This window comes from Exiguobacterium sp. s46 (assembly GCF_018618875.1).
Lineage (GTDB): Bacteria > Bacillota > Bacilli > Exiguobacteriales > Exiguobacteriaceae > Exiguobacterium_A > Exiguobacterium_A abrahamii.
Genome location: NZ_JACSMY010000001.1, coordinates 2,167,307 through 2,182,668, shown reverse-complemented (window position 1 = coordinate 2,182,668; position 15,362 = coordinate 2,167,307). Strand labels below are relative to the sequence as shown.

General features: G+C 49.3%; 16 protein-coding genes and 2 riboswitches. Of the genes, 11 read left to right on the top strand and 5 right to left on the bottom strand.

Annotation, left to right across the window (positions count from 1 at the left end; translation table 11 throughout):
- Window positions 1–12: 12 nt before the first annotated feature.
- Window positions 13–1,335: a PTS sugar transporter subunit IIC gene (locus KNQ08_RS11235; protein WP_023469556.1), complete on the top strand. Its 1,323-nt coding sequence runs from the start codon at window positions 13–15 to the stop codon at window positions 1,333–1,335.
- 533 nt (window positions 1,336–1,868) lie between these two features.
- Here KNQ08_RS11235 and KNQ08_RS11230 read toward each other — a convergent pair.
- On the bottom strand, window positions 1,869–2,378 hold the full coding sequence (locus KNQ08_RS11230; RefSeq protein ID WP_035395788.1) for a DUF2529 family protein: 510 nt from the start codon (window positions 2,376–2,378) through the stop codon (window positions 1,869–1,871).
- 94 nt (window positions 2,379–2,472) lie between these two features.
- Here KNQ08_RS11230 and KNQ08_RS11225 point away from each other — a divergent pair, with 94 nt between their 5' ends.
- The 5 genes from KNQ08_RS11225 to glpX all read left to right on the top strand — a co-directional run bounded on the left by KNQ08_RS11225 (window position 2,473) and on the right by glpX (window position 6,910).
- Window positions 2,473–2,847 (top strand): response regulator, encoded by a 375-nt coding sequence (locus tag KNQ08_RS11225; RefSeq protein WP_035395791.1) that lies wholly within the window; start codon window positions 2,473–2,475, stop codon window positions 2,845–2,847.
- A gap of 132 nt (window positions 2,848–2,979) precedes the next feature.
- A complete protein-coding gene (gene fba, locus KNQ08_RS11220) occupies window positions 2,980–3,834 on the top strand; it encodes a class II fructose-1,6-bisphosphate aldolase (protein WP_058704156.1) in 855 nt (284 codons plus the stop codon).
- Window positions 3,835–3,988: 154 nt separating this feature from the next.
- Entirely contained in the window at window positions 3,989–4,636 is a 648-nt protein-coding gene (fsa, locus tag KNQ08_RS11215; protein WP_023469552.1) for a fructose-6-phosphate aldolase, read from the top strand.
- A 28-nt stretch (window positions 4,637–4,664) separates the two neighbouring features.
- Complete coding sequence (murA, locus tag KNQ08_RS11210; protein ID WP_047394432.1) at window positions 4,665–5,912, top strand: UDP-N-acetylglucosamine 1-carboxyvinyltransferase; 1,248 nt, start codon at window positions 4,665–4,667, stop codon at window positions 5,910–5,912.
- Window positions 5,913–5,944: 32 nt separating this feature from the next.
- A complete protein-coding gene (glpX, locus tag KNQ08_RS11205; protein ID WP_035410722.1) occupies window positions 5,945–6,910 on the top strand; it encodes a class II fructose-bisphosphatase in 966 nt (321 codons plus the stop codon).
- A gap of 273 nt (window positions 6,911–7,183) precedes the next feature.
- On the opposite strand, the gene KNQ08_RS11200 is transcribed toward glpX, so the two are convergent.
- Together KNQ08_RS11200 and KNQ08_RS11195 are read right to left on the bottom strand one after the other, a co-directional pair.
- Window positions 7,184–7,951, bottom strand: a complete 768-nt coding sequence (locus tag KNQ08_RS11200) for an SDR family NAD(P)-dependent oxidoreductase (RefSeq protein ID WP_133207851.1) — start codon at window positions 7,949–7,951, stop codon at window positions 7,184–7,186.
- Window positions 7,952–8,022: 71 nt separating this feature from the next.
- Window positions 8,023–8,700, bottom strand: a complete 678-nt coding sequence (locus KNQ08_RS11195) for a C40 family peptidase (RefSeq protein WP_029342780.1) — start codon at window positions 8,698–8,700, stop codon at window positions 8,023–8,025.
- Between the two features lie 355 nt (window positions 8,701–9,055).
- On the opposite strand from KNQ08_RS11195, the gene rho reads away from it, so the two are divergent.
- Window positions 9,056–10,429 (top strand): transcription termination factor Rho, encoded by a 1,374-nt coding sequence (rho, locus tag KNQ08_RS11190; RefSeq protein WP_050676977.1) that lies wholly within the window; start codon window positions 9,056–9,058, stop codon window positions 10,427–10,429.
- A gap of 91 nt (window positions 10,430–10,520) precedes the next feature.
- Complete coding sequence (locus tag KNQ08_RS11185; RefSeq protein ID WP_023469546.1) at window positions 10,521–10,766, top strand: type B 50S ribosomal protein L31; 246 nt, start codon at window positions 10,521–10,523, stop codon at window positions 10,764–10,766.
- Between the two features lie 36 nt (window positions 10,767–10,802).
- On the opposite strand, the gene KNQ08_RS11180 is transcribed toward KNQ08_RS11185, so the two are convergent.
- Entirely contained in the window at window positions 10,803–11,453 is a 651-nt protein-coding gene (locus tag KNQ08_RS11180; RefSeq protein WP_050676976.1) for a DedA family protein, read from the bottom strand.
- A gap of 183 nt (window positions 11,454–11,636) precedes the next feature.
- On the opposite strand from KNQ08_RS11180, the gene KNQ08_RS11175 reads away from it, so the two are divergent.
- Complete coding sequence (locus KNQ08_RS11175; protein WP_029342777.1) at window positions 11,637–12,251, top strand: thymidine kinase; 615 nt, start codon at window positions 11,637–11,639, stop codon at window positions 12,249–12,251.
- A gap of 72 nt (window positions 12,252–12,323) precedes the next feature.
- On the opposite strand, the gene KNQ08_RS11170 is transcribed toward KNQ08_RS11175, so the two are convergent.
- Window positions 12,324–13,082: an alpha/beta hydrolase gene (locus tag KNQ08_RS11170; RefSeq protein ID WP_251133650.1), complete on the bottom strand. Its 759-nt coding sequence runs from the start codon at window positions 13,080–13,082 to the stop codon at window positions 12,324–12,326.
- Between the two features lie 67 nt (window positions 13,083–13,149).
- Window positions 13,150–13,251: riboswitch (SAM riboswitch) on the bottom strand.
- A 249-nt stretch (window positions 13,252–13,500) separates the two neighbouring features.
- Window positions 13,501–13,604, top strand: a riboswitch (SAM riboswitch).
- An 86-nt stretch (window positions 13,605–13,690) separates the two neighbouring features.
- On the opposite strand from KNQ08_RS11170, the gene KNQ08_RS11165 reads away from it, so the two are divergent.
- Entirely contained in the window at window positions 13,691–14,719 is a 1,029-nt protein-coding gene (locus KNQ08_RS11165; RefSeq protein WP_214805634.1) for a methionine ABC transporter ATP-binding protein, read from the top strand.
- Window positions 14,709–15,359 carry a methionine ABC transporter permease gene (locus tag KNQ08_RS11160; RefSeq protein ID WP_023469541.1) on the top strand — a complete coding sequence of 217 codons (651 nt, stop codon included), beginning with the start codon at window positions 14,709–14,711 and terminating at the stop codon, window positions 15,357–15,359. The genes KNQ08_RS11165 and KNQ08_RS11160 overlap by 11 nt, the downstream gene beginning before the upstream one ends.
- Window positions 15,360–15,362 lie beyond the last annotated feature (3 nt).

Genomic DNA, 15,362 nt, shown 5'->3' with positions numbered 1-15,362 from the left:
GGAGGAGTCGGAATGAACCGATTAGAAACCGTATTTGAAAAAGTCACTCCTGCCTTCGCACGATTCGCGAACGCCAAGCCTGTCCTTGCGATCAAGGACGGCTTCATCTTAACGATGCCGATGACGATCATCGGCTCGTTATTCCTACTGATTCTCGCGTTACCAATCCCAGGCTGGGAGAAGTTCATGACGGGCCTATTCGGTGCCGACTGGACATTACCGCTGACTCAGGTCGTCGGTGCGACGTTTGATATTCTCGCATTGATTGGTGTCTTCGGTATTGCCTACTCGTACGTTAAAAACGAGAAGATCGAAGGGGTTCCAGCCGGGATTCTCGGAATCATCGCCTTCTTAATCATCACACAATCATCTGTTCTGTCGAAGTCAGGGGAAGTCGTCACGGGTGTCGTACCGAAAGTATGGACGGGCGGACAAGGGGTCCTTGCCTCGATCGTCGTCGGACTCGTCGTCGGTTTCATCTACTCGCAATTCATCAAGCGAGGCATCCGGATCAAGATGCCAGACGGTGTACCACCGGGCGTTTCGAACTCGTTCTCGGCACTTATTCCGGGACTTGCAATCATCACGTTGTCTGTCGTCACGTTTGCTGTCTTCCAAGCATTCGCTGACCGGACGTTCACGGAAGTCGTCTACGACGTCTTGCAAGCACCGATTCAAAACTTGACGGATACGCTCGCAGGAGCAGTCTTGATCATGATCTTGATGTCTGTCATGTGGTGGTGCGGGATTCACGGCGCAGCGATCATCATGGGAATCATGGGACCGTTGCTGACAGCGAACGCTTTACAAAACCAAGCGATCATCGACTCCGGGAAAGAACTTGTCGTCGGTGACAACGCGAAGATCGTTACGATTCAGTTCCTCGATGTCTTTACGAAACTCGGCGGAACAGGAATTACGGTCGGCTTCATCATCGCGACGTTGATCGTCGCCCGCTCGGCTCACTTAAAGCAGCTCGGGAAGCTGTCACTTGCGCCAAGTTTGTTCAACATCAACGAACCGGTCATCTTCGGGATGCCAATCGTCTTCAACCCGATCATGTTCGTTCCGTTCGTCATCGTACCAGCGATTGCATCCTTCATGGTCTACTTCTCGATCCTCTGGGGTTGGGTCGAGCCATTTAATGCGCTTCAAGTACCATGGACGACACCACCCGTCATCTCTGGCTTCTTGATCAGCGGCTGGCAGGGTGCCTTGCTCCAGCTGGCGACGATTGCGATGTCGGTCGCAATCTATCTACCGTTCGTCCGCATGCAGGATCAGCTGTCTTACGGTGAAGAACTAAAAGCACAAGAAGAACATGCTTCGGCATGATCAAAAAAAGGAAGCGCGAATGGCGCTTCCTTTGAGACTGAAGACAAAGTGCAATTTTTCTCTAACGAGAAGGATTGCGCTTTTTTGTTCGTTTCGAATCGTTTTCCTGGGACAAGTATCGCGCTGCTTCGCTTCGCTGCAGGGTCGCTCTTGCTTGTTTTTCCCTAGGAAGCGATGTCGAGTGAACAAAACGCTTCTGTGATCCTTCGGTATAAAAAGAATGACGCGTTACACGCAACTCCTACAGGAAAAAGCGCAATTTTGCGCTGTCAGAGACAAACAAGACCCGTTTTCCTGCTCGAATGGGGCGGGGAAACGGGCTTGTGTCTCGCCTGAGGAAAGGGCGTGAAAAGACAAGTCATTCTTTTTTGAGTCAGCTCATTTGTCTACAATCTGAAAGGAAGCGCAAACAGCGCTTCCTTTTTGTATAACGGTCATTGACGGTTTCGCTTTGATTCAATGAAGATCGTAAGCTTAGTCAGACACGGACACGTATCCAGTGAACTTTATATTTATATTATAGAAGAAAAACGTCAATCCCACTCTTCCGTCATCTCTTGTAGTTGCGTCAAGATATGTGTCAGGAGAAACGCGCAAAGGGCAAGACTCGGCAGTCCGTGGCGTGAACCGTCCTCTGCCGGAAGCAGTCCTTTATTGAATTTCAATGCGAGCGGAGCAATCGAACGTTCGAGCGTTTCCGTCACGTCACTGAGTGTGACGATCGCATAAGGTGTATGCCATGCGTCGTAACGGGCAAGAGAAGCCAGGAGATCCGAGCGTTCCGTATCCGGCGTGAAGATCAAGACGCGATCGACAGCGTGCAAGGTCTTTCGATCCTTGATCTTCGTAACGCGTTTCATCTGGTCCGGTCCTTCTGAGAGCATCGGATAGAGTCCTTCACATTCACCATAAGCGTCGACATAGACCGTACCTTCTCCGACGAGCGCCTGTGCGAGTAGACGGACGACATCGAATAGTTCGTCTTCCTGTTTTGCGAGCGTTTGCAATTTTCCGTTGAACTGTGTAGCTAAGATTTTCATCATTTTTCTTCATCCTTTCTATGTTTCTCTCAAGGACAGTATAAAGCAAGTTTTGCTTTAGTGTAGAATGGAAATAACTAGAGGGGGAGTGGCAAAGATGAAAGGCAGATTGTTGATCGTCGAGGATGAGCCGGGAATCCGGAACTTGCTTGCACAATTGTTCCGGGCAGAAGGGTATGAAACGGACGTCGCCGTCGATGGAGAGGAAGCGATCGTCTACTTACAGGAAACGGCATACGATCTATTGTTGATGGATGTCAACATGCCGGGGCGGACCGGGATCGAGGTATTGCGTCATCAGGACCGGATCGGACGACGTGTCCGGACGATCTTAATGACGGCACTCGGTGAAAAAGAAGCGATGGAAGAAGCGAAACGATTAGGGGTCGTCGCCTTCTTCGGGAAGCCATTTGACATCTTTGAATTAAAAAAAGAAGTGACTGTGCAAATTTCTCACGATGTAAGCGGTTAATCCTTCACGTCGCCGTCACAAACCAAAAAACCGAGCGAAATGCTGTACGTTCCGATGAATCAGTATGTTATAATCAGTCTGAAATTGCACGAGTTCGTGTAAGCAGCGATCAAAACAGAGGAGGATGTCATTATGCCATTAGTATCTATGACAGACATGTTAAACAAAGCTCTCGAAGGTAAGTATGCAGTAGGTCAATTCAACATCAACAACCTCGAGTGGACACAAGCGATTCTCGGTGCGGCTCAAGAAGAGCAGTCACCAGTCATCCTTGGAGTATCTGAAGGTGCAGCACGCCACATGGGCGGATTCTACACTGTCGTGAAAATGGTTGAAGGTCTCGTACACGACATGAAAATCACAGTTCCAGTTGCAATCCACCTCGACCACGGTTCGAGCGTTGAAAAATGTAAAGAAGCGATCGACGCTGGATTTACATCTGTCATGATCGATGATTCACACAGCCCGATCGACACAAACATCGAAACAACAAAAGCAGTTGTTGAATACGCTCACGCTAAAGGCGTTTCAGTAGAAGCGGAAGTTGGTACAGTTGGCGGACAAGAAGACGACGTCATCGGTGATGTCATGTACGCGAAACTTGACGAGTGTGTACGCATCGTCAAAGAAACTGGAATCGACACGCTTGCTCCTGCACTCGGTTCTGTTCACGGACCATACAAAGGTGAACCAAACCTCGGATTCAAAGAGATGGAAGAAATCCGTGACGCTACAAACCTCCCACTCGTTCTTCACGGTGGAACTGGAATTCCGACACACGACATCGAAAAAGCGATCTCACTCGGAACTTCAAAAATCAACGTTAACACAGAGAACCAAATCTCATTCGCGAAAGTCGTTCGTGAAGTGTTGGCTGAGAAACCAGAAGCATATGACCCACGCGTATTCATCGCACCAGGTCGTGAAGCAATCAAACAAACTGTCATCGGTAAGATGCGTGAGTTCGGTTCAAGCAACAAAGCTTAATCGACTCCTCTTTAAAGTGCGGTAGACTTCGGTCTACCGTGCTTTTTTCATATCATGTCAAAGTCTCTTCAATGGAAAACAGTAGGACTTCTCGTGAAAAAAACCTATAATAGAGTCGTAAGCGATTTCAAGGGATGAAAGGGGAACGAGAAAGATGAGATTTTTCATTGACACAGCAAACGTAGAGGACATCAAGAAAGCACATAAAATGGGGATTTTAGATGGTGTCACGACGAATCCGTCGCTCGTCGCTAAGGAAGGCGTCGATTTCCATACACGACTTCGTGAAATCTGTGAAATCGTCGGGGACGTCTCTGTCAGCGCTGAAGTCATCGCGCTTGATGCAGAAGGAATGATTCGCGAAGGGAAGGAACTTGCCCAGATCGCACCGAACATTACGGTTAAGGTTCCAATGACTCCGGCCGGACTCGAGGCGGTCGCAGCACTTTCAAAAGAGAAGATCACGACGAACGTCACATTGATCTTCAACCCGAACCAAGCATTACTCGCAGCCCGTGCTGGTGCGACATACGTATCACCATTCCTCGGTCGTCTAGATGATATCGGACAAGATGGAATGGGGCTCGTCGAGACGATTGCTCAAATTTTCGTCGTACATGATATTCCAACACAAATCATCGCGGCGTCGGTCCGGAATCCAGTTCACGTGACGAACGCTGCTCTTGCGGGCGCAGACATCGCGACGATTCCATTCTCGGTCATCGAGTCACTCACACACCACCCACTCACGACGCAAGGAATTGAAAAGTTCCTCGCCGACTGGGAAAAAACGCAGCAATAATCGTAGCGAAGAGAAAGGTTGATGGAACGTGGACATTTTGCATATCGTAGGGCAACAACGCCTAGAAGGAACCGTATCAATCAGTGGTTCGAAGCAAAGCGCCATCCCGTGTCTTGCTGCAGCCCTCCTGACGGATCAGACGGTCGTTCTTGAAGGCGTGCCGGAGATTGGCGACGTCGCGACGATGATCGAGATTTTGGAGACGCTCGGCGCGGTCGTGACACGTCAAGGCGATATGGTGACGATTGATCCAAGTCGGGTCGAATCGATGCCGTTGACTGGTGCGGAGACGCGCAAGTTACGCGGATCGATCTACCTCATGAGCGTTCTGGCAGCCAGATTCAAACAAGGAGTCGTCGGTCTGCCTGGAGGTTATGCCATCGGACCACGACCGATCGATTTACACATCAAAGCACTAGAGCGTCTCGGTGTTTCTGTACGTAACGAGCAAGGCGTCCATTACATGCGCGTCGATCGTCTCGTCGGCAACCGGATTTACCTCGATCTCCCGTCTTTCGGAGCGACGATCAGTGCGTTACTCGTCGCTGTCTTCGCTGAAGGAACGACTGTCATCGAAAACGCTGCCTATGATCCAGAAGTCATCGACGTCAGTACGATGTTGACGAACATGGGGGCAAGCGTCAAAGGGGCAGGAACGGACGAGATTCGAATCAAGGGCGTATCGCAACTAAGTGGTTGCCGGCATACCTTGATTCCGGACCGAATGGAGGCAGGAACGTTCTTGACGATGGGGGCGGCACTTGGACGCGTCACCGTCGATAACGTCATTCCGCTTCATCTCGAGAGCGTCATCCAAAAACTCGAACGGTACGGTGCGTTGATCGAAGCAACGGATGATTCCGTCACGGCGACGTTTCAGGAGGCGAAGCCGGTCGATATTCGTGTCTTCCACTACGGTGGATTCCCGAGCGACCTACAACCTGTCATCTCGGCAGCGTTGTTACAAGCGAAGGGAGCGAGTATCGTCGTCGATAAGTTGTACCCGCAACGTTTCCGGCATGTGCAGGAGTTACGACGCTTGAATGCTCGAATCACGCATGAAGACGCCTCAATCATCATTCGTGGTGGAGAAACCTTACTTGGTACGGAAATCGAGGCACCGGACCCACGCGGTGGCGCAGCACTTGTCTTGGCGGGACTTCTCGCTTCAGGGGAGACGACATTGCACCACGCAGAAGTGCTTGACCAGAGTTACGAACGATTTGATCAGAAGTTGAAGGAACTAGGCGCCCTCGTATGGCGTGAAACGATTTGACCGATTTGTAACAAGGGAGAGGGGACATACACATGGAGAGAAGTCTATCAATGGAACTTGTACGCGTCACGGAGGCAGCAGCGCTTGCCTCTGCGCGTTGGATGGGAAAAGGATTGAAGAACGAAGCGGATGATGCGGCAACAAGCGCTATGCGTGACGTCTTCGATACGATTCCGATGAAAGGAACCGTCGTCATCGGGGAAGGCGAGATGGATGAAGCACCGATGCTTTACATTGGAGAAAAGCTAGGAAATGGGTATGGACCACGACTCGACGTCGCCGTCGATCCGCTTGAAGGAACGAACATCGTCGCAAAAGGAACATGGGGCGCACTTGCTGTCCTCGCGGTCGCGGATGCAGGAGATTTACTCCATGCACCGGACATGTACATGGATAAGATCGCGGTTGGTCCGGAAGCGGCAGGACACATCAGTCTGGATGCGACGATCGAAGAAAACATCGCAGCAGTCGCGAAGGCGAAGAACAAAGAAATCGAAGACGTCGTCGTCTCGATCCTGGATCGTGAACGTCACGAAGAAATCATTCAACGGATTCGGGCAACAGGGGCACGGATTCGCTTGATTGGTGACGGTGACGTTGCTGGTGCGATTAATACGGCGTTCCCGCATACAGGGATTGATATCTTGCTCGGTTCAGGTGGTGCACCGGAAGGCGTTCTTGCTGCCGTTGCTTTGAAATGTCTCGGTGGTGAACTCCAAGGACGCTTGTTACCGGCAGACGATGCTGAGATCGAGCGTTGTAAGAAGATGGGTATCGAAGATCCGTCGAAGATCCTCATGATGGACGATCTCGTAGCAGGAGACGACTGTATCTTTGCTGCGACAGGCGTCACGGACAGCGAATTGATGAAAGGTGTCCAGTTCACGGCGCAGGGCGGTCAGACACACTCTGTCGTCATGCGTGCGAAATCAGGAACGGTTCGTTTTGTCGAGGGGATTCACTCGTTCAAGAAGAAACCGAAGCTTGTCATTAAGTAAAACAGGACGACTCCTCAAACAGGACGTCTGAATCCACACAAAAAGAGTTGGCGTTGCGGATGATCTCCGGAATGCCAACTCTTTTTTGATGTGTTTCTAGGAATCAAGACGTTCGTCCTCAACTCCTACAGGAAAAGGAAACGTGCTAACGTTTCCGTCAGGGTAAGGGAAGACCCGGCATTTCGCATAAGCTGCGAGATGTCGCGGCTTACCTCCCGCCTGAGGAAAGTGAGGATATGAACGTTGAGTGATAAATGAATCGTTATTTGACGATCACCGCGGACGCTGGACTTCTCCTGCTTGTCGGGTGACGTACCGACGCGGTAGAAAACGCGTCGAAAAGATATACCAGGCATTCCCGAAGCCAGGAACGATGAACGTTTTCCCCTTCATATAGCCGCGGTAGGCGATGCGCGCAACCGTCGGAGCATCCATGACACCAGGTCGCAAGAACAAGCGTGACTGTTCAAGATTTGCTGCCGATTCGAAACCGGTATGGGTCGCACCCGGACAGACAACGCTGACTTGAATCCCGTCTTCTGCGAGCTCTTCTGTCAAGCCTTCCGAGAAATGAAGGACATAGGCTTTCGTCGCGTAATAGACACTCAGCCATGGTCCGCCTTCAAATGCAGCCGTTGACGCGAGATGGACGATACGTCCTTTGATTCCGCGTGCCTTCATACGTGAGGCATAGACCTTCGTCACATGCGTCAATGCCTCGATGTTTAAAGCAATCATTCGAGACTCGTCTTCAAACGAGGTCTCAAGGAAGGAACCGAAAACGCCGATTCCAGCATTGTTGATGACGCAGTCGACCGGAATGTGTTCCGTTGCCCGAAACAGTGCCAGACGATGCGTCCGCTTCGTTAAGTCATACGGAAAGACGGTTGCCGTTCCCCCGAGTCGCTCGACATGGAACTTCGTTTCGAAGAGCGCTGTCGCATCGCGTCCGACGAGCAGGACGTGATCCCCTTGTCGTGCATGCAGATAAGCGAATTCACGACCAAGACCTCTTGAAGCACCTGTGATTAAGACATGCATCCTATTTCCTCCTTATGAATGAGATGAAAAAAAGCGATCGAGCCAATGCTCAACCGCTTTGAGATGATGAATTATAGGTAAGATCCTGCGCCGACAAGGCGTGAACCCCAGTACCCTGATTTGAAGCTTGAGTATTTAACGCCACCTGTTTCTGAGTTGACCATGCTTGACTTGCTTGTTGCGATCCCAACGTGCTGAATGCCGCTACCGTGTGAGAAGAAGACAAGATCTCCTGGTTGTACTTTTGAAACACTGACTTTCTTAGAAGAAGAATATTGTGAAGAAGACGTACGTGGCAATGTTTTACCAGCCGCTTTCTTGTACACGTAGCTTGTGAAACCAGAGCAGTCGAATCCACGAGTCGTCGTTCCGCCCCATACATAAGGTGTACCTTTATGTTTTGCTGCTTCGCTCAGGATTTTCGTCCGTTTAGAAGAAGAGCTCGTTGATTTTTTAGCGCTAGAAGATGATTTGTATGTCTTTGTGTACTGTGAGTAGACATAGCGTGTTTTACCGCCGTATGAGATTTTTGTCCAGCTGCCTGATTTGCCTTTGTATGTAAAGACTTGACCAGCGTTGACTTTCCCGACGATGCTTGCTTTCGTAGAAGGTGCTGTCCGAACACGAAGACCGTTGTCCGTGATCTTGACTTTCGTGACTGTCGCTGCTTCAACTTTACCTGTACCCACTGATGTAAAACCTGAAACCACTAAGGCTGCCGTCGCGATCGATGCTAGAAAACGTTTCATGTTAAGAATTCCTCCGTTTAAATGTAGTGTGTTGCGTCCGTAAGTTATATGATGAAATCATTAAGTGTGTGATTAAGCAGTCTACCTTACAACTGTGTAAGAATTTTGTCTGCAGGAATATCTTAGCACGAGCACACTTGAAAACGTTTTTTCAGTTAGAAGACAAAACAGATGCTTTTGTAACATAACTGAAATAATATCCTTGAATATTACAAAGTAAGAAACGCAGAGGATTGTTGACGACGAATTAAAAAAAATATGATACCTTTAGTTCACGAATAAAATTACATACCTCCTGATGTATGTATGGAAGTATGCTGAATGCAGTTGAATTTATAAAGAATAGGTGAAGAACATGCCAACAACTGATAAAAAAGATAAACCAGAACGCTCCTATACACTGGCTCAATTGAGCCAACTGACATTAAAAGAACTCTATGAAATCGCAAAGACGAAGAATGTCCCACAATACCGGGAAGCCCGTAAACGCGAGTTGATGTTCAAGATTTTAAAAGCACAGGCTGAATCGACTGGTCTTTATTTCCTCGAAGGGGTACTCGAAGTCATCCCTGGCAATCCACAAATGCAAAACGATGGTGGCTTTGGCTTCCTTCGTCCTATCAATTATTCCCAATCCTCTGAAGATATTTATATCGCAGCATCTCAAATCCGACGCTTTAATCTACGTAATGGTGATGTCGTCACAGGTAAAGTCCGTCCGCCGAAGGAAAACGAACGGTTCCAAGGATTACTTAGCGTGGAAGCCGTCAACGGTGAAGCACCGGATACAGCCCGTAACCGTCTATTCTTCCCGGCACTGACACCGATCTATCCGGATCGTCTAATGCGACTTGAGACAGAACCACGCCATCTATCCGTTCGTGTCATGGATATGATCGCACCGGTTGGGTTTGGTCAACGTGGTTTGATCGTCGCACCACCAAAAGCAGGGAAGACATCACTCCTCAAAGAAATCGCAAATTCGATTCAGGAGAATCATCCTGATGTCGAACTGATCATTCTCTTGATTGATGAGCGACCTGAGGAAGTAACAGATATTGAGCGCTCGGTTCCGGGAGCAGACGTTGTCAGCTCGACGTTTGACGAAACACCAGACAACCACGTCCGGATTTCTGAGCTTGTCCTCGAGCGGGCGATGCGACTCGTCGAACACAAGAAGGATGTCGTCATCTTGATGGATTCGATCACACGTCTAACACGGGCCTATAACTTAACGGTACCGCAAAGCGGTCGGACGCTCTCAGGGGGAATTGACCCGGCTGCGTTCCATAAGCCAAAACGGTTCTTTGGGGCAGCTCGAAACATCGAACACGGTGGTAGTTTAACGATTCTTGCGACAGCTCTCGTTGAGACAGGATCGCGCATGGATGACGTCATCTATGAGGAATTCAAAGGGACTGGTAACATGGAGTTGCATCTTGATCGTAAGTTGTCAGAGCGTCGGATTTTCCCAGCGATCGACATTCGGAAGTCCGGTACACGGAAGGAAGAACTGTTGCTTCCGAAAGAGCAACTCGATGCGCTTTGGACGATTCGTCGGACGATGAACGAGTCGAACGAATTCGTTGATACGTTCCTACGGAAGATTCGCGATACGAAAAATAATGAGGAATTTTTCGTCGAACTTGAGAAGGAAAAGAAGAAGGCGGTCCGACGCGCACCGGCAAAACCGCGTACCGTCAAGAAGGAAACGACGACTGAAAAATAACTATTGCGACGCGCAAAAAAATCGTTTAGTATAGGAAGGTAACTTACTCTGGCTCAGCAAATGAACCAGGGCGGAAGGAGAGAAATCAACCATGAAACAAGGAATTCACCCTAACTACAACAAAGTAGTATTTATGGATTCAACGACTGAGTACAAATTCTTAAGCGGTTCTACTCGTTCTTCGAACGAAACGATCACTTGGGAAGATGGTAACGAGTACCCACTCATCCGTGTGGATGTGTCTTCAGACTCGCACCCATTCTACACAGGTCGTCAAAAGTTCAACGCGGCAGATGGTCGTGTCGATCGCTTCAACAAAAAATACGGCCGCAAGTAATCACTTGTCGGTTCTTAAAAAAACAGCCTGCCTCCATTATGGAAGCAGGCTGTTTTTGTATAGACTGAATTGTGAACGATACGCGAGATACGTCTTCAAGACGAAGGAGAAGGCGATTCCACCGGCAATCCCGATTAAATACGGCATGACTTCCGGATGTGCCAAGATATAGTCCATGACTTTGTGGAACGAGAGGTGACGACCGACGAAGTAGCCGGCGCCTAAGAACACGCTGATCCAAATCAACGCACCTGTATACGCATAACTCGCAAACACGCGAAACGGCATTTTCGAGACACCTGCAAAAAAGGCAGAGAGCTGGCGGAGACCAGGTATGTAGTAACCGATGATCAAGACCGATTTTCCGTAACGACGAAATCCGGCTTCAGCGGAAAGAATATGTTTTTCTGAGATACGCATTTTCGGTCCGACGCGGTGTAGTAGTGGCATACCGAGTTTTAATCCGAGTAAATAGCTGATCGTCATCCCGATACAACTGCCGGCGTAAGCGGCGAGAATCGTACCGACGAGTGGTAGATTGCCTTGATGCATCCAAAAACCGGACAGGACGAGCAGGGTCTCATCAGGAACCGGCAATCCCACGATACCACCTGCGAGAAGGACGGAGAGACCAAGGGCACCATATTGGTGCAGGATGTCATGTAAGAGATGATGAATCGGGGACACCTTCTTTCGTGAGAGTCTTCTTCTTCAGTGTACAGGAAATAGGGGACGGTTGGAATGAAAGGACAAAAATTCTAGGTAAAGAAAAAATGAATTTTGATTTCCGGAAGTCAACCCTTTTTCTCGATACCGTTTCGGGCTATACTCGTTAAAGTGACTATTTTTAGAGGACGGTGTCGGACGATGATGCATGTAATAAATCAGTACGGCTGGATCGAAGTAATTTGTGGCAGTATGTTTTCCGGGAAATCGGAAGAGTTGATTCGTCGTGTCAGACGGGCGCAGTACGGCAAACTGCCCGTTCAAGTATTCAAGCCGGCAATCGACGACCGGTACCATGAAGAGCATGTCGTCTCTCATATCGGCAACTCCGTCGTGGCGATTCCGATGGCGACGAGTCGTGATCTCTACGCAGCAGTAGCAGAGGAAACACAAATCGTCGGAATCGATGAAGTTCAATTCTTTGATGATGAGATCGTACAAGTCATCGAAGCACTTGCACAAGACGGAAAACGCGTCATTTGTGCAGGCCTTGATCAAGATTTCCGGGCAGAGCCATTCGGCAAGATGCCGGAATTACTGGCGCGCGCAGAATTCGTAACGAAGCTGCAAGCCATCTGTCTTTCATGTGGTGATCCGGCTTCCCGGACACAACGGTTGATTGATGGAAAACCAGCGAACTACGATGATCCGATCATCCTAGTTGGCGCTTCAGAATCATATGAGCCACGGTGCCGCCATTGCCATGAGGTGCCTGGAAAACCGAAGCCGCTCCAATCGGTGCAGCACCAAGAAAATTAAAAAAGACGAACCGGTCGCGGTCGTCCTTTGATGTAACAGCTATTCGCTTCTAAGTGAATAGCTGTTTTTTTATTATCCCGTTTCCTGTGAGAACCGGCTTGAGCGTTCGATAAAACGGATCGTCTCACGAACGATCAAATCCTGATCATGATCGAGGGTCGCGACGTGGTACGAGTTCAGTAAACAGTAGCTTCGTTTATCATTCGTTCCGATGTGCTGATGCAGATAATCCGAGCTCGACGGCGGGACGACGTGATCGGTCGCCGAGTAGAGAATTAATGTCGGCAGAAGGATCGATCCGAGGCGTCCTTTCGTCTCATCCATCAGACGGACGAGTTCGAACGCACAACGACTTGGAACGAGGTCATAGATGATTTCGAAAGCAGACCGTTTGATGTCCGGTGCCCCTTCTGGTAAATACTCTGGACCGTCCTCGAACGAAAGTGCTTCGTAAGAAGGAACGGAAAGAGCAGCATTGATCGTAATGATGCCGGCAAACGGAATGCCGTCAGCGGCGAGCGACAGTGCAAGCGTCGCACCCATCGATTGACCGATGACGAAGACTTGATCGCATGTTTCTTGTAAACGTTCATAGCCGTCTTGCAGGCTTTGCTTCCAACATCGAGCAGTCGATTGTTCAAACTCGCGGACGTTCGTTCCATGTCCACGTAAGCGCGGGGCATAGACGGTAAAACCTTCAACAGCGAATGCCTCACCGACGTCCCGGACACTTTGCGGAGTGGCGTTAAAACCATGACAGATTAGAATGCCGATCGATCCACCTTGAAAATAAAACGCTTCAGCACCAGTCAATACAGGATAGTTCATCATTACTATTTTTCCTCCATTCATGAAAAAAACTCGTCGACGTCACTGCTTGGACGCCCACGAGTTTTTCACCGTATCATCCAAAGCCGCGCTTTGCTGGTCGGAGCACCTTACAGATTGCAGGTTGCCGTGAAGTCATAGAGCCAGGTCTCTCGTTCACTCTTGATAAATATCATATTGGAATTGTCGGAATAATCATTGAAGCGATGGTAGCACGACCAAAAATGACTTGTCAAATCTTTCTTGACGAATCATGATCCGTTGAGTAAGCTAACTCATAACTTGTTCATCCATCGATATGCGCCAAATGGATTATTTTTGCAAAGTTGGTTGACTTTTAAAGTTTCGACCCGTAATGTAAAAATTAGTTTTACGACATAAGCAACAACGCAACAACACACATACGAATTTCATACCGCAATACTTATCCAGAGAGGTGGAGGGACTGGCCCTACGAAACCTCGGCAACAGACTCATTATGAGCACTGTGCCAATTCCATCAGACAGATGTCTGAGAGATGAGTAGAGTGGATTCTGCCACTGTGCGGATCCAGGTCTCTTCTTGTTTCTCAAGAAGGGACCTTTTTTGTTGAATGAAGGGGGAAAACGGAATGATCGCATTTCATCAAGTCAAGAAAACGTACGTCACGAAAGATCAGACGATCGCAGCGCTCGACGGTGTCGACCTGACGATCGAAAAAGGCGAAATCTTTGGTGTCATCGGCTTTAGCGGTGCCGGAAAAAGTTCACTGCTCCGCTGTGTCAATCTATTAGAACGACCGACGTCAGGAACGGTGACGGTCGATGGAGAAGATTTAACGCAACTGTCTCCGAAAAAATTGCGCCAAGCAAAACAACGGATCGGGATGATCTTTCAGCACTTCAATCTATTGAATGCGAACACGGTCTTTACGAATGTCGCGAAACCACTCGTTCTCGCAGGCGTCAAGAAAGACGAAATTCGCCGCCGGGTGACGGAGTTACTCGAATTCGTCGATCTCGCGGACAAGGCGGATCATTATCCGGATCAATTGTCGGGTGGGCAGAAACAGCGCGTTGGTATCGCCCGGGCACTCGCGACGCAACCTTCCGTCCTCTTATGTGACGAAGCGACGTCAGCACTCGATCCCCAAACGACACATCATATTCTCCAGTTATTAAAACGGATCAATGCCGAGTACGGGATCACGATTCTCTTGATCACCCACGAGATGGGCGTCATTCGTGAAATTTGTGACCGGGTCGCCGTCATCGAAGCTGGAAAGTTGATCGAGTCAGGAACGGTCTTCGATGTCTTTTCGAATCCAAAGACCGAGACAGCGAAAAACTTCGTTCGCTCCGTCATGCACGACGAGATTCCAGCATCGATTCGCCAGTTGATCGAGTCCCGGAATGCACATCCGATCTATAAGATTCATTTCCTCGGACATCACACCGGGCAGCCGCTCTTATCGCAAGTTGCGAAACGCTTTGACGTCGATGTCAACATCTTGCACGGTAGCATCACGGAGTTGCAGGAGACACCGTTTGGCACTCTGCTCGTTGAACTGATCGGTGAGCCGGCTGAAGTAAAACGAGCGTTACACTACATCGATCAGGCACAGGTGACGGTCGAGGAGGTACTTGCCCATGCTAGTTAATTACAGTGATATCTGGACAGCATTTTTACAGACGATGACGATGGTATCCGTTTCGCTCTTATTCTCGACATTGATCGGCTTACCACTCGGGATCCTGCTTGTCGTCACGCGAAAAGGAGCATTGCTTGAAAATGTCCCGCTGTTCACGTTCTTCAACAGTATCGTCAATATTTTCCGCTCGATTCCGTTCATCATCTTACTCGTCGCGATCATCCCGTTGACGCGCTTGATCGTTCAGACATCGATCGGAACAGAAGCCGCCATCGTCCCGCTCGTCTTTTACGCTGCACCGTACATGGCGCGTCTGATCGAGAGTTCTTTACTCGAAGTCGATAAAGGCGTTCTTGAAGCAGCAGAAGCGATGGGCGCGACACCGTTTCAAACGATTTTCCGCTTCCTCCTGCCGGAAGCACTCGGTTCACTCATCCTGAACTTAACGATCGCGACGGTTGGCTTGATCGGGGCGTCAGCGATGGCAGGTGCGATTGGAGGCGGTGGTCTCGGTGACTTAGCGATCACCTATGGTTATCAACGATTCGACACGAAAGTCATGATCATCACGGTCGGGATTCTCGTCATCTTAGTCCAAGGCTTACAGACGACAGGCAACATCGTCGCACGAAAAATTAGAAGACATTAATCA

Excerpts from the sequence above, each read along its gene's own strand:
- KNQ08_RS11235 (WP_023469556.1), top strand. The coding sequence starts at position 13 with ATGAACCGATTAGAAACCGTATTTGAAAAAGTCACTCCTGCCTTCGCA.
- KNQ08_RS11230 (WP_035395788.1), bottom strand. The coding sequence starts at position 2,378 with ATGATGAAAATCTTAGCTACACAGTTCAACGGAAAATTGCAAACGCTC.
- KNQ08_RS11225 (WP_035395791.1), top strand. The coding sequence starts at position 2,473 with ATGAAAGGCAGATTGTTGATCGTCGAGGATGAGCCGGGAATCCGGAAC.
- fba (WP_058704156.1), top strand. The coding sequence starts at position 2,980 with ATGCCATTAGTATCTATGACAGACATGTTAAACAAAGCTCTCGAAGGT.
- fsa (WP_023469552.1), top strand. The coding sequence starts at position 3,989 with ATGAGATTTTTCATTGACACAGCAAACGTAGAGGACATCAAGAAAGCA.
- glpX (WP_035410722.1), top strand. The coding sequence starts at position 5,945 with ATGGAGAGAAGTCTATCAATGGAACTTGTACGCGTCACGGAGGCAGCA.
- KNQ08_RS11200 (WP_133207851.1), bottom strand. The coding sequence starts at position 7,951 with ATGCATGTCTTAATCACAGGTGCTTCAAGAGGTCTTGGTCGTGAATTC.
- KNQ08_RS11195 (WP_029342780.1), bottom strand. The coding sequence starts at position 8,700 with ATGAAACGTTTTCTAGCATCGATCGCGACGGCAGCCTTAGTGGTTTCA.
- rho (WP_050676977.1), top strand. The coding sequence starts at position 9,056 with ATGCCAACAACTGATAAAAAAGATAAACCAGAACGCTCCTATACACTG.
- KNQ08_RS11185 (WP_023469546.1), top strand. The coding sequence starts at position 10,521 with ATGAAACAAGGAATTCACCCTAACTACAACAAAGTAGTATTTATGGAT.
- KNQ08_RS11175 (WP_029342777.1), top strand. The coding sequence starts at position 11,637 with ATGCATGTAATAAATCAGTACGGCTGGATCGAAGTAATTTGTGGCAGT.
- KNQ08_RS11170 (WP_251133650.1), bottom strand. The coding sequence starts at position 13,082 with ATGATGAACTATCCTGTATTGACTGGTGCTGAAGCGTTTTATTTTCAA.
- KNQ08_RS11165 (WP_214805634.1), top strand. The coding sequence starts at position 13,691 with ATGATCGCATTTCATCAAGTCAAGAAAACGTACGTCACGAAAGATCAG.
- KNQ08_RS11160 (WP_023469541.1), top strand. The coding sequence starts at position 14,709 with ATGCTAGTTAATTACAGTGATATCTGGACAGCATTTTTACAGACGATG.